The sequence below is a fragment of the Comamonas sp. MYb69 genome (genome assembly GCF_037479315.1).
Lineage (GTDB): Bacteria > Pseudomonadota > Gammaproteobacteria > Burkholderiales > Burkholderiaceae_C > Comamonas.
The window spans coordinates 54163-67204 of sequence record NZ_JBBGZG010000017.1 but is presented as its reverse complement, the minus strand read 5'-3'; the positions used below and the strand labels follow the sequence as shown (position 1 = coordinate 67204).

Genomic DNA, 13042 nt, shown 5'->3' with positions numbered 1-13042 from the left:
ACGAAAAAAGCCGTCTTGCGACGGCTTTTTAGTTCACTGAGAGCGCACCCGTTACAAACGGCGGGCAGGGGATCCTGCCCGTGCGATTGCCTAATGGGCTTAGGCGGCCAGTGCCAGGGCCTTGACCTTGGCAGCAATGCGGCTCTTATCGCGAGCAGCCTTGTTCTTGTGGAAGATGCCCTTGTCGGCAATCGTGTCCAGCACGGATTGCGCCTTGGCAAACAGTTCGGTGGCCTTGGTCTTGTCGCCAGCGGCAACAGCCTTTTCCACGTTCTTGATAGCGGTACGGTACTTGGAACGCAGCGAGGTGTTGGCGGCGTTCAGCTTGATGGTTTGGCGGGCGCGCTTACGGCCGGATGCCAAACGGGGGTTCTTTTTGACTGGCTTAGATGCCATGATGAGTGTCCTTTGAGTCTGCGGATGTTTTCAGTGAATCGGGCATTATAGCCGCTGTTTACTCAGAAATCCAGATAACCGGCAATTTCCCGCCAGCGGCGCGGCTACACTGCCCGGGTGTCACTGTTCAAAGCTGCCTCCACCGTCTCCCTGTTTACGCTGCTCTCGCGTATCACAGGGCTTGCCCGCGATCTGCTGATGGCCACCATGTTTGGTGCCAGCGCACTGACCGACGCGTTCAACGTTGCCTTTCGCATTCCCAACCTGTTCAGGCGCCTGTTTGCAGAAGGGGCCTTCAGCCAGGCCTTTGTGCCGGTGCTGGCCACCACCTTGACCAAGGAAGGCGAGGAGCGCACACGTGACTTGGTGCACAGCGTGGCCACGGTGCTGTTCTGGATTCTGGCGCTGACCTGCGTGCTGGGTGTGGTCGCGGCGCCCGCGCTGGTCTGGCTGCTGGCCAGTGGCCTGCGCCAGAACCCGCACAGCTATGACGCAGCGGTGCTGATGACGCGCTGGATGTTCCCGTATATCGGCTTTATGTCGCTGGTGGCGCTGGCTGCGGGCGTGCTCAATACCTGGAAGCGCTTTATCGTGCCGGCCTTCACGCCGGTGCTGCTCAATGTCAGCATGATTGTGGCGGCCTTGGCGCTGACGCCCTGGATGCGCAGCCATGGCCTGGAGCCCATCTATGGCATGGCTGTTGGCGTGATGGCCGGCGGCGTGCTGCAGCTGGTCGTGCAGTTTCCGGCGCTGCGCCGCATCGGCATGCTGCCGCGTATCTCCTGCCGGCCCTCGGTCATCAGGCAGGCCTGGGCCGATGCCGGCGTGCGCCGTATCCTGTCGCTGATGGCGCCCGCCCTGCTGGGCGTGGGCGTGGCCCAGATCTCGCTGATGATCAACACCCAGATCGCCTCTTACCTGGCACCGGGCAGCGTGACCTGGCTGTTCTATGCCGACCGTCTGATGGAGTTCCCCACCGCCTTGCTGGGCGTGGCGCTGGGCGTGGTGCTGACGCCGCAGCTGTCGTCGGCCAAGGCGGCCGGTGATGATGAGCGCTATGGCGCCATGCTCGACTGGGGCCTGCGCATTGTGGTGTTGCTGGCCGCCCCTTGTGCGGCGGGCCTGCTGCTGTTTGCCAAGCCCTTGGTGGCCGTGCTGTTCCACTACGGCGCGCTCAAGGGCTCGGATGTGGGCCAGATTGCGCTGGCGCTGCAAGGCTATGGCGTGGGCCTGCTGGCCATGGTCGCCATCAAGGTGCTGGCGCCGGGCTTCTATGCCAGCCAGGACATCCGTACGCCGGTGAAGATTGCCATCTGTGTGCTGGTGCTGACGCAGCTGTTGAACCTGGTGCTGGTGCCCACGATGGCCCATACCGGTCTGGCCTTGTCGATCGGCCTGGGTGCGGTCATCAATGCGCTGTGGCTGCTGGTGGGCTTGATCCGGCGCGGCAGCTTCAAGCCCAAGCCGGGCTGGTGGATCTTTCTGGCCCGGGTATCGCTGGCCGTTGCGCTGCTGGGCATCTTTCTGGCCTGGGGCGCGCAGATGACCGATTGGGTCGCGCTGGGCGCGCACCGCCTGGAGCGCGTGGGTCTGCTGGCGCTGTGGATGGCGGGGGCGGCGCTGCTGTATTTTGGTGTGCTGGCCTTGTCCGGCATGAAGCTGCGCGCAATGTTGCGCCGCTGACAGAATAGTTCCCTCTATTAGGGAATATGCGGTTTTTGCGTGATTTCCATCGCGCAGACCCTGCAGGCCAGCCCATCTGGTGGTATACATGGCGTCATGGCACTGGCAGCGCCCCAAGGTGCCAGCGATGTATGCGAAGGCGCTGCAGTTGGGATGTGTATGGACTTCCGCTTTTCTATCCCCACACCGTTGGAGCATTTTGAATCGCTGGTCAGCAGTGACGATGGTTTTCCGCTGCTCGAAGCCGCCGCTGCCGTGGCCTGCATCGAGTACCCGCAGTTGGACACCCAGCAGGTCCTGAACGAGGTCGACCAGCTGCTGGGCCAGCTGATGGAGAGCCGCGATGCCAGCAGCCGCAGTGCGCTGACGCGGCTCAAGGCACTCAACCACCGTTTTTATGCCGAGTGGGGTTTCCAGGGCAACCCCAATGACTTCTATGCGCTCGACAACAGCTGCCTCAATGCCGTGCTGCACCGCCGGCGCGGCATTCCCGTGTCGCTGGCGGTCATCTGGCTGGAGCTGGCTACGGCTTTGCAGCTGCCCGCGCATGGCATCTGCTTTCCCGGCCATTTTCTGCTCAAGGTGAGCGTGGCAGAAGGGCAGATCGTGCTCGATCCGCTGTCGGGCCAGTCGTTTTCCAGCAATATGCTCGCCGAGATGCTCGAGCCCATGCAAAAGGCGTTTCACCGCGTCGATGAAGACGATGTGCCGCTGGGCCTGTACCTGCAGGCCGCAACGCCACGCGACATCATTGCGCGCATGCTCTCCAACCTCAAGGAGGTCTACCGCAGCGACAAGAACTGGGGCAAGCTCATTGAGGTGCAAAACCGGCTGCTGGTGCTGCTGCCCAGCGAATGGACGGAGCTGCGCGACCGGGGCCTGGCTTATGCAGAGCTGGGCGTGCACGACCGGGCCCGGGAAGATCTGCAAACCTACCTCAACCAGACCGGCAATCCAGAGGATGCGGCCACTATTCGTGCGGCTTTGTTAGATTTGCAACGAATGTAACGTTTGACGTTGTTTTGACATTTTCTTGTCATTCTGTCGTCACACAACTTCGGCAAGATAGCGGCACTAGGGATGCGCCACTATGAAAGATCGATTAGGAATTTCACCAGAAGACGTCATGCACAAGATTGCGCGTGATGTGATGGATGACTATGACGAGTCTCTGGAGCTCGAGATGGAGGACGGCATGCTGGGCGCGCCGTTCGCCGCAGGGATGACGGAGCACGACTACCAGTACTTCCGCGAGCTCTTGAGGCTGCAGGGTGAACTGGTCAAGCTGCAGGACTGGGTGCAGCACACCGGCCAGAAGGTGGTGGTGCTGTTCGAGGGGCGCGATGCCGCAGGCAAGGGCGGTGTGATCAAGCGCATCACCCAGCGCCTCAACCCCCGCGTGGTGCGCGTGGCCGCCTTGCCGGCCCCCAACGACCGCGAGCGCACGCAGTGGTACTTCCAGCGCTATGTGGCACACCTGCCCGCCGCTGGCGAGATCGTGCTGTTTGACCGCAGCTGGTACAACCGCGCTGGTGTCGAAAAGGTCATGGGCTTTTGCACCAATGACCAGTACGAAGAGTTCTTCCGCACCGTGCCCGAGTTTGAGAAGATGCTCGTGCGCTCGGGGATCTTGCTAGTCAAGTACTGGTTCTCGATCAGTGATGAAGAGCAGCACCTGCGCTTCTTGGGCCGTATCCATGACCCCCTCAAGCAGTGGAAGCTCTCTCCAATGGACCTGCAAAGCCGCGTCCGCTGGGAGGAATACACCAAGGCCAAGGAAGTGATGCTGGAGCGCACCCACATTCCTGAGGCGCCCTGGTGGCTGGTGCATGCCGATGACAAGAAAAAGGCACGCCTCAACTGCATTGCACACTTTCTGGCCCAGGTGCCCTACACCGATGTGGATCATGAGAATGTCGTGCTGCCCGACCGGATTCGCCATCCGGACTACAGCCGCCTGCCTGTGCCCGCTTCCATGTATGTTCCGGAAGTCTATTAATTAAGATTTCGGATCATTTGATACAAAGAGCCTCGGTTTCATCACTGAGGTTTTTTTACGCCTGTGTTGTGCCGATGCAGGCAGAGCGCCCATCGGTCATCGACGGCATGACCGTAGGGAAAGCCGGCCGATCCGGGTGCTGATCAGCTGGGGCTGGAAGGCGCCTGCAGGCAGCGAAGCCGTGTTGAGGAGATGCGGTAGTCCAGCAGCATCTCTTGCGCGTTGGGGGTTTGGAGATGCTGGGCGCGGTGCTTGCAGCGAAGAGAGCGGGGGAGATGGGCATCTGCACCCCGCCTCAAGGTGCAGTGCCAAAGAGGCGGGGTTAGATCAGCCGCGCCGCAAACAGCTCTTTTTTCAGATAGGCGTAAAAGAGCGGCGCCGCCACCAGCCCTGCGGGGCCAAAAATAGCTTCCGCCACAAACATCACCGATAGCAGCTCCCAGACGCCCATATGTGTCTTGGCGCCGACGACCTTGGCATTGATCAGGTACTCGGCCTTGTGGATCAGCACCAGGAAGGCCAGACAGGCGACGGCGGTCAGTGGCGAGACCGACAGGCCCACGGTGGTGATGACGGCATTGCAGACGAGGTTGCCGACAATGGGGATCAGTCCGCCAAAAAAGGTCAGCATGATGAGCGCGCCGCTATAGGGCAGGCGCATATTGATCAGCGGCAGAATGCCCAGCAGGAAGATGGCGGTCAGCACCGTGTTGAATAGAGCGATCCAGAACTGGGCTGCGACAATCTGGCGGAAGGCATCGCCAAAGCGCTGCACGCGCAGCTGCAGCTGGTAGGCCAGGGGAGCGTGGGAATGGCGGCTGTGGCGCACGGCGGCCAGCGCGCCAATCAAGAGGCCGACAAACACATAGAGCAGGCCGGTGAGCCAGAGCCGGCCCATATTGGCAATGGCACCCGCCTTGGTGCCCAGGTATTCGGCAGCCCGCTGCTGCAGGTCTTGCGCGCCATCGGGCAGCACATTGGCCAGCTCGGGCGGCAGCTTGCTGCGCAGGTCCAGCAAGGTCTTGGCCATCGAGACCAGCATCTCGCGGTACTGCTGCGGCGCGTTGAGCAGATAGCCCTGGGAATGGATCAGGCCCAGCGTGACCAGCACCACCGGCACCACCAGCACGATGGTGACGGACAGGTATTCCATCCACAGCGGTGGGGGCGTGTTCAGCGAGGTGGGCAGGCGGCTCAGCTCACGGATCTTGTGTACCAGAAACAAGGTGAAGGTGTAGCCGGCGCAGGCGGCCAAGAGGCCCACCAGCAGGCCATTGAGCATGATCAGCAGCAAGGCCGCAGCCATCAGCACATAGGAGGCCACCCTGACGCCCCAATGCGCAGGAGGCGGCCGCCAAACATGCGGCAGGTCCGCAGCGCCGCTGGCCGGCTGGCCGGGTGCGGGGCTGTTGGACGGGGGCTTTGCGGAATCCGGTTGCATGGTTGGCCATCCATCTGAGCGAGTCGGAAGGCCAGGATCTGGCCCTTGCTGCGCGCAGGGCAGACGGCTTGGTGCGCCTGCCCTGCCGGGGAAGCTTAGCGCACCGTGACCGCAGCCTCAGCGCCACGGGGGCCGATGCTGCCAATCGTCCACACTTGTTCACCAAGGGCGGAGAAGGCGTCCTTGACGGCCTGCTCGCTCTCTGCGGGAACCACCACCACCATGCCGATGCCGTTGTTGAAGGTGCGGTTCATCTCGATGTCATCGATGCCAGCGGTCTTTTGCAGCCAGGCAAACAGCTCGGTCTGGGGCCAGCTGCCCTTGACCAGTTGCGCGCCCAGGCCTTCGGGCAGCACGCGGGGAATGTTCTCCAGCAGGCCGCCGCCGGTGATGTGGGCCAGCGCCTTGATGGGCTGCGAGGCCAGCACCTTGAGCACGTTGAGCACGTAGAGACGCGTGGGCTCCATGATGGCATTCTTGAAGGGTTTGCCGTCCAGCGTCTCGGGCAGGCCGCCTTGGCTTTGTGCGCGCTCGATGCACTTGCGCACCAGCGAGAAGCCGTTGGAATGCACGCCATGCGAGGCCAGGCCCAGCACCACGTCGCCGGCTTGCACATTCTGGCCGGTCAGGATCTTGCTTTTCTCGACCGCGCCAACTGCAAAACCGGCCAGGTCGTATTCGCCGTCCGGGTACATGCCGGGCATCTCGGCGGTTTCACCACCGATCAGTGCGCAGCCCGACAGCTCGCAGCCCTTGGCGATACCGCCCACCACGGCCGCTGCCGTGTCCACATCGAGCTTGCCGCAGGCAAAGTAGTCGAGGAAGAACAGGGGCTCGGCGCCTTGCACCAGCACGTCGTTGACGCTCATGGCCACCAGGTCGATGCCCACGGTGTCATGCATATTCCACTCAAAGGCCAGGCGCAGCTTGGTGCCCACGCCGTCGGTGCCCGAAACCAGCACCGGCTCCTTGTAGCGCTTGGGCACTTCAAACAGCGCGCCAAAACCACCGATACCCGCCATCACGCCTTCGCGCATGGTTTTCTTGGCCAGGGGCTTGATGCGCTCGACCAGCGCGTCGCCTGCGTCAATATCAACGCCAGCGTCTTTGTACGAAAGGGGGGTGGAGGAATTGGAAGAGCTCATGAGGGACTACAAAGGCAATAAAGCTGACAAGCTGACCCAACGGGGGCCAGAAACGCCGATTTTATGCCGCAAGCCATACCCGAGGGGGCAGAATGCCCGTCCGGTGTGCACTGTTACCGCATGAGCGCGCATCGGCCGCCTGCTTTGTGGCCGATTTCATGCATAAATGGGGCAGAGGGGCCTTTTGTGTCACACCAGCGTGACTACCGACTAAAATCAACGGGTTTGCATGCAGGGCCCTGGCCACTGCATGACCGAGCAGGGGCGCCCCAAGTTGGCGCGCATCGCGCCAACCAGACTGAACGCTTTCTTGTATTGAACGCAGCCATGCGTGAGATTTCCTTTTATCTGATGACCCACAACGCAGTGCGTATTGCACGGCGGGCTCGGGCGCGGATAGGAGTTGGCGCATGAAGCAAATGGCTTTGGATCTGGGCTTGGCGCCAGCGCCAAGCCTGAACCGGTTTTTTGCGGGCTCCAACCAGGCAGCGCTTGCGCATCTGCATACCCAGGTCAATGAGGCCTGGGACGCGCCGCGCTCGACCGTGCCCACTTACCTTTGGGGCGAGATGGGCTGCGGCAAGACCTATGTGTTGCGTGCAGTGGCCGAAGCCTTGCGTGAGCAGGGGGCGCCTGTGGGCTGGCTCGATGCGAGCACCCGCTTTCCCAGCGCCTTCAACGAGCGCTGGTCGGCCGTGATCCTCGACGAGGTGCAGTTCTACAACCCGGTGCAGCAGGCAGCGGCCTTCAACTGGTTCGTCAACGCCACCAGCCCGGCCACCGGTGCGCGGCGTTGGGTGCTGGCCGCTGGCGATGTGCCGCCGTCCGACCTGAAACTGCGTGACGACTTGCGCACCCGGCTGGGCTGGGGCGAGATCTACCAGCTGCACCTGCTCAGTGAAGCGCAGCGCAGGGATGTGCTCAAGGATGAAGCCAAACGACGTGGCCTGGTATTGACCGACGATGTGATGGATTACATGCTCAAACGCTTCTCACGCGATTTGGGCAGCCTGATGCAATTGTTGGACCACCTGGACAATTTTGCCTTGCGCAACAAACGGGGCCTGACGATCCCCTTGCTCAAGGACATGCTGGAGACGGAGTAAATGGTCTTGCAGCTACAACCGAGATTTTTTGAATGAATAACTCTGCTGGCACAAGCACAAGGCTTGCGCTTTTTGACCTGGACCACACTTTGCTGCCGCTCGATTCGGATTACGAATGGGGGGAGTTCACCTTGCGCAAGGGCTGGTGCGACAAGCAGGAGTTTGGCAGCCGCAATGCGGCCTTTTTTGCCGATTACCAAAAAGGCACGCTCGATATCCATGCCTATGTGCGTTTTGCCACCGAGGCCATTCGCAAGCTCGGCCCTGAGGCCGCCGATGAGGCGCACCGCGCCTTCATGCAGGAAGTGATCACGCCGCATATCCAGCCGGCGGCGCTGGCGCTGCTGCAGCAGCACCGCGATGCGGGCGACACCATCGTGATCGTCACCGCCACCAATGAATTCGTGACCCGCCCGATTGCCAAGGCCTTGGGTGTGGACCACCTGCTGGCCGTCAACCTGGCGCGCGACGCTTCTGGCTGGATCACCGGCGAGATCGACGGTGTGCCGACGATGCGCGCCGGCAAGGTCACCCGCATGGAAGCCTGGATGGCCGAGCGCGGCCTGAGCTGGGACAGCGTGGACAGCATCTTCTACAGCGACTCGATGAACGACGTGCCGCTGCTGGAAAAGGTGGATACTGCCGTGGCGACCAACCCCGACGCGCGCCTGCGCCAACTCGCCACCGAACGCGGCTGGCGCATCCTGGACCTGCTGGAGCCACACGCATGATCAAGACCATCATCGATAAATTGCTGGGCAAGGCGACGGCCGCCAGCAAGACCAAGAACCCCTTTGGCAAGCGCGAGGAAGTGGGCGTTGATGTGCACAACATCGACCCCAAGCTGGTGGACCGCCGGGCGCTGGATGTCTGCAGCACCTTGAAGGAAGCGGGCTTCGAGGCCTATATCGTCGGCGGCGCGGTGCGCGATCTGCTGCTGGGCCTGCGCCCCAAGGATTTTGACGTGGCCACCAATGCCACGCCCGAGCAGGTCAAGAGCCTGTTTCGCCGCGCCTTCATCATCGGCCGGCGTTTTCGCATCGTGCACGTGGTCTATGGGCGTGGCCGCGAGAACGAGGTCATCGAAGTGACCACCTTCCGCGCCTTTTTGGACAGCTCCAAGGCCGAACAGGTGCAGGGCAACGAGAAAACCAGCAAGGCGGCGCTGGCCGGCATGAAGCTGGCCGTTGACGAAAGCGGCCGCGTGCTGCGCGACAACGTCTGGGGCCCCCAGAACGAGGATGCAGCGCGCCGCGACTTCACCGTCAACGCGATGTACTACGACCCGCAGACGCAGATCGTGGTGGACTACCACAAGGGCATCCGCGACTCGCAAAAGCATGTGCTGCGGATGATTGGCGACCCGGCCACGCGCTACCGCGAAGACCCGGTGCGCATCATCCGTGCGGTGCGCTTTGCCGCCAAGCTCAGCAAGAAGGGCTTCACGCTCGACCCCAAGACCGCCAAGCCGCTCGTCGAATGTGCCCAGCTGCTGCAGGAAGTGCCGCAAAGCCGCATGTTTGACGAGATGCTCAAGCTCTTGCAGACAGGCCATTCGCTGGCCTCGATCGAGCAGCTGCGCCTGCTGGGCCTGGCCAAGGGCATTTACCCGCTGCTGGATGTGGTGGTGGACCGTGCCGACCTGCCTTTTGTGCAGGCCGCGCTGATGGACACCGACCGCCGCGTGGCCGAAGGCAAGAGCGTGGCGCCGAGCTTCTTGCTCGCCTGCGTGCTGTGGCAGGACGTCAAGGCCGGCTGGGACAAGCGCATGCTCAAGGGTGAGCACCCGCACCCGGCGCTGCAGGATGCGATCGACGATGTCTTCAACCACCGCATTGGCGATGTCTCCGGCCGGGGCAAGCTCGCCGCTGACATGCGCGAGATCTGGGTGATGCAACCGCGTTTTGAAAAGCGCACCGGCAGCACGCCGTTTGGCATGATCGCGCAGGCGCGCTTCCGTGCCGGTTTTGACTTTCTGCGTTTGCGCGCCGATGTTGGCGAGGTCGACGAGGCGCTGGCCAACTGGTGGCAGGAGTTCCAGCAGGCCGATGAGGCCCGCCGCGAAGACCTGATCGCCCAGGTGCGCGAAGAGCAGCGCGCCAAGCCCAAGGCTGGCGCGCCCAAGCCCAAGCGTGCACCGCGAAAGCCCGCTGCGGCCCATGAGGCGCAAGAGGACTCCAGCCTGGACCAGGTGGCCCAGCAGGCCATGGACGGCGACAGCGAAGCCCATGCAGATGCGCCAGCCAAGAAGCGCCGCCGCCGCCGCCGCAAACCCGGTGGCGCGGATGCCGGCGCTGCTGCAGCTGGCGGTAGCGGCGCCGATGCCGCCGGCCATGGTGACTGACATGCCGGGCCAGGCCGAGCGCCTGGCTAGCGGTGATGCCGCGCCACCTGCCGGGCAGGCGCTCGGCGCCTGGATCGGCCTGGGCGCGAACCTGGGCGACCGGGGTGCTGCGATGGCGCAGGCCTTGCAGCAGTTGGCCCGCAGCGCGGGCGTGGCGGTGCAGGCGGTCTCGTCGCTCTATGCCAGCCGGCCGGTGGATTCCAGCGGGCCTGATTACCTGAACGCGGTCGCAGAGCTGCGCACAGCGCTTTCAGCGCACCAGCTTTTGCTGCTGCTCCAGCAGCTGGAGCTGGCCGCTGGCCGCGAGCGCCCCTACCGCAATGCCCCGCGTACCCTGGACCTGGATGTGCTGCTGTATGCGGATATGGACACCTTGATCGCGATGCCCGATCTGCAGCTGCCCCATCCGCGCATGTGGCAACGGGCCTTTGTGCTGGCGCCGCTGCAAGAGCTGCAGCCAGCCTGGGTCAGCGATGCGCAGCTGCAGCCGCTTTTGGCGCAGGGCGTGCAGCGCAGCCAGGGGCCGGAATGGTGGCGCTGAGCGAGCGGGAAAGAGAGTCCACCCCACAAGAACAAAGCCCCGCAGCAGCTTCGCTGGCGGGGCTTTTTGCTGGGCGCTAGGGATGCGCCGCGCGGCGCTTAGTCAACCTTGGCGCCAGAGAGCTTGACCACCGATTCGTACTTGTTGCGCTCGGAGGCCATGAACTTGTCAAACTCGGCCGGCGTGGTCGGCACGGGCTCGGCCATCAGGCTGGCAAAGCGGGTCTTGGTGCTGGGGTCCTTCAGCGCATCGGTGAAGGCCTTGTTGAGGCGGTTGATCACATCAGGCGGTGTGTTGGCCGGTGCCACCAGGCCCCACCAGGTGTCGATCTCAAAGCCCTTGAGCGTGTCGGCCAGCGGGGGCACGCCCGGCAGCATGGGGCTGGCGTGCAGGCTGGTCACGGCCAGCGCAGTGAGCTTGCCGCTGTGGATGTTGGCCGAGGCGGCCGCCAGGTTGTCGATGTTGAAATCCACCTCGCCCGACAGCAGCGCGAGCTGGGCCGGGTTGGCACCGCGGTAGGGCACGTGCACGGCAAAAATGCCGGCCTGGCGCTTCATCATCTCGCCGGCCAGGTGGCCGGAGCTGCCATTGCCGCCGCTGCCGAAATTGAGCTTGCCCGGGTTCTTCTTGGCGTAGGCGATCAGGTCCTGCACATTGCTGATGTGCAGTGCCTTGGCACGCTCGGTGTTCATCACCAGCACGTTGGGCACACGCACCATCTGGGTGATGGCGCTGAAGTCCGTCGCTGCGTTGAAAGGCATCTTGGTGTAGAGCCAGGGATTGACCGCGTGCGTGGCGGTGGCCGACAGGCCGATGGTCAGGCCGTCTGGCGCTGCCTTGGCCACGATGTCGGCACCGATGTTGCCGCCAGCGCCTGCCTTGTTGTCGATCACCACCGTGCCCAGCTGGTCGCGGACACGTTCGGCCAGAATGCGCGAGGTGACATCCAGTGGGCCACCGGGTGCATAGGGCACCACCAGGCGGATCACCGGATCGGCGGCAAATGCGGCCGGTGCTGCGAAGGCGGAGATGGCCAGAACGGTGGATAACAGGATATTTCTGCGTTGCATGCTTGTGTGTCTTCTTGAGGAGAGTGAATAACGACGCAGCGCCTGCGGTGTGCAGGTACTACCCCCTGAGAGCTGCCAACACGGCCCCGCCAACCAAAGGTTTGCGTTGGAGGCTGGGCGCCCAGCCGGCTGGCACGGCAAACGTGCGACAAGGCTGGGCCACCAGGCACCAAGGCGGTGTGAGCGGCTCTAAACTTTCTAGTGTAGCGGCTGCGCCGTGTAGTTGCTGTGACGCAAGGGCCGGGGGGCCGCAAGCCGTTCAGACGATCTGGTTTTGCTTGTCCGCTTCGGTCACAAAGGCATCGGCAAAGAAAGCGTCTTCGGGCAGGCCGCGCTGGCTGGTAAAGCTGGCACGGGCCGAATCCACCACAATCGGCGCGCCGCAGGCATAGACCTCGTGGCCCGACAGATCGGCAAAATCATCGAGCACCGCCTGGTGCACAAAGCCGCTGCGGCCTTGCCAGCCGTCTTCAGCCAGGGCGTTGGAGACCACCTGCACATAGCGCAGCTGGGGCATCTCGGCGCTGCGCGCGAGCATCCAGTCGTGCATGTACAGGTCTTGCGGGCGCCGGCCGCCCCAGTACACCACCACCGGGCGCTGGATGTCGTGGTGCTGCAGATGTTCGACAAGGGCTTTGATCGGCGCAAAGCCGGTGCCCGAGGCCAGAAAGACCATGGGCTTGTCGCCCTCGTGCAGGTAGAAGCTGCCAAACGGGCCTTCGATGCGCAGGATCTCGCGCTCCTTCATCGCGCCAAACACATGGTCGGTAAAAAGACCGCCTGGCGTGTGGCGGATATGCAACTCCAAGCCGGGTGCGGTCTCCTGGTGGTGCGGCGCGACGGCCATCGAATACGCGCGGCGCGCGCCGCCTGCGAGCAAAAACTCGATGTACTGGCCCGCGTGGTAGCGAAAGCTGTCCGCGGCCGGCAGCTGCAGGCGCAGCTTGACCACATCGGGCGAGAGGCGCTCGATGGTCTGCACGCGCACCGGCATTTTCTTGATCGGAAAGGCGCTTTCATCGGTGACATGGCGCGACTCGATCACCACATCACTGGTGGGCACGGCGCAGCAGGGCAGGATCATGCCGTCGGCCTCTTCCTGGGGGCTCAGCGCGCGTTCGCTGTGCGGACCATGCACGACCGTGCCACTGAGCTTCTTGCATTTGCAGGAGCTGCAGGCGCCATCCTTGCAGCCATAGGGCAGGCCCACGCCGCTGCGGATCGCAGCCGTGAGGATGGCCTCCGAGGCCTGGGTGGCAAAGGCGCGTCCGCTGGGCAGGACCGAGATGTGAAACGCGCTGGACGAAGAACTCATTG

At 63.3% G+C, this 13042-nt stretch carries 12 protein-coding genes; 7 read left to right on the top strand and 5 right to left on the bottom strand.

From position 1 onward, the window contains the following. Positions 1 to 99: 99 nt before the first annotated feature. The gene (gene rpsT / locus WH303_RS20560) at positions 100 to 396 is read right to left on the bottom strand and encodes a 30S ribosomal protein S20 (RefSeq protein ID WP_021025539.1); all 297 of its coding nucleotides are present in this window, start codon (positions 394 to 396) and stop codon (positions 100 to 102) included. Between the two features lie 117 nt (positions 397 to 513). Between rpsT and murJ the strand changes: the two genes are divergently transcribed. The 3 genes from murJ (at position 514) to ppk2 (ending at position 4078) form a co-directional block, all read left to right on the top strand. After that, the gene (murJ, locus tag WH303_RS20555; protein ID WP_339520825.1) at positions 514 to 2079 is read left to right on the top strand and encodes a murein biosynthesis integral membrane protein MurJ; all 1566 of its coding nucleotides are present in this window, start codon (positions 514 to 516) and stop codon (positions 2077 to 2079) included. A gap of 159 nt (positions 2080 to 2238) precedes the next feature. Further along, the gene (locus WH303_RS20550; protein ID WP_021025541.1) at positions 2239 to 3087 is read left to right on the top strand and encodes a SirB1 family protein; all 849 of its coding nucleotides are present in this window, start codon (positions 2239 to 2241) and stop codon (positions 3085 to 3087) included. Positions 3088 to 3205: 118 nt separating this feature from the next. After that, positions 3206 to 4078, top strand: a complete 873-nt coding sequence (ppk2, locus tag WH303_RS20545) for a polyphosphate kinase 2 (RefSeq protein WP_239644888.1) — start codon at positions 3206 to 3208, stop codon at positions 4076 to 4078. A 322-nt stretch (positions 4079 to 4400) separates the two neighbouring features. On the opposite strand, the gene WH303_RS20540 is transcribed toward ppk2, so the two are convergent. Then, positions 4401 to 5519 carry an AI-2E family transporter gene (locus WH303_RS20540; protein ID WP_084635696.1) on the bottom strand — a complete coding sequence of 373 codons (1119 nt, stop codon included), beginning with the start codon at positions 5517 to 5519 and terminating at the stop codon, positions 4401 to 4403. A gap of 95 nt (positions 5520 to 5614) precedes the next feature. After that, a complete protein-coding gene (gene purM / locus WH303_RS20535; protein WP_021025544.1) occupies positions 5615 to 6664 on the bottom strand; it encodes a phosphoribosylformylglycinamidine cyclo-ligase in 1050 nt (349 codons plus the stop codon). 410 nt (positions 6665 to 7074) lie between these two features. On the opposite strand from purM, the gene hda reads away from it, so the two are divergent. From hda to folK, 4 genes are read left to right on the top strand one after another with little or no spacing between them, the layout of a single operon-like run. Continuing rightward, the gene (gene hda, locus WH303_RS20530) at positions 7075 to 7770 is read left to right on the top strand and encodes a DnaA regulatory inactivator Hda (protein WP_339520821.1); all 696 of its coding nucleotides are present in this window, start codon (positions 7075 to 7077) and stop codon (positions 7768 to 7770) included. Positions 7771 to 7802: 32 nt separating this feature from the next. Next, positions 7803 to 8501 (top strand): HAD family hydrolase, encoded by a 699-nt coding sequence (locus WH303_RS20525; RefSeq protein WP_339520819.1) that lies wholly within the window; start codon positions 7803 to 7805, stop codon positions 8499 to 8501. Continuing rightward, complete coding sequence (gene pcnB / locus WH303_RS20520; RefSeq protein WP_339520817.1) at positions 8498 to 10114, top strand: polynucleotide adenylyltransferase PcnB; 1617 nt, start codon at positions 8498 to 8500, stop codon at positions 10112 to 10114. Before WH303_RS20525 ends, pcnB begins: the two co-directional genes overlap by 4 nt. Continuing rightward, positions 10104 to 10655 (top strand): 2-amino-4-hydroxy-6-hydroxymethyldihydropteridine diphosphokinase, encoded by a 552-nt coding sequence (gene folK / locus WH303_RS20515; protein WP_339520815.1) that lies wholly within the window; start codon positions 10104 to 10106, stop codon positions 10653 to 10655. The genes pcnB and folK overlap by 11 nt, the downstream gene beginning before the upstream one ends. A gap of 98 nt (positions 10656 to 10753) precedes the next feature. Here folK and WH303_RS20510 read toward each other — a convergent pair whose 3' ends face one another. Next, positions 10754 to 11725 carry a Bug family tripartite tricarboxylate transporter substrate binding protein gene (locus WH303_RS20510; protein ID WP_339520813.1) on the bottom strand — a complete coding sequence of 324 codons (972 nt, stop codon included), beginning with the start codon at positions 11723 to 11725 and terminating at the stop codon, positions 10754 to 10756. Between the two features lie 259 nt (positions 11726 to 11984). After that, complete coding sequence (locus WH303_RS20505; RefSeq protein WP_339520811.1) at positions 11985 to 13040, bottom strand: CDP-6-deoxy-delta-3,4-glucoseen reductase; 1056 nt, start codon at positions 13038 to 13040, stop codon at positions 11985 to 11987. Positions 13041 to 13042: the final 2 nt, after the last annotated feature.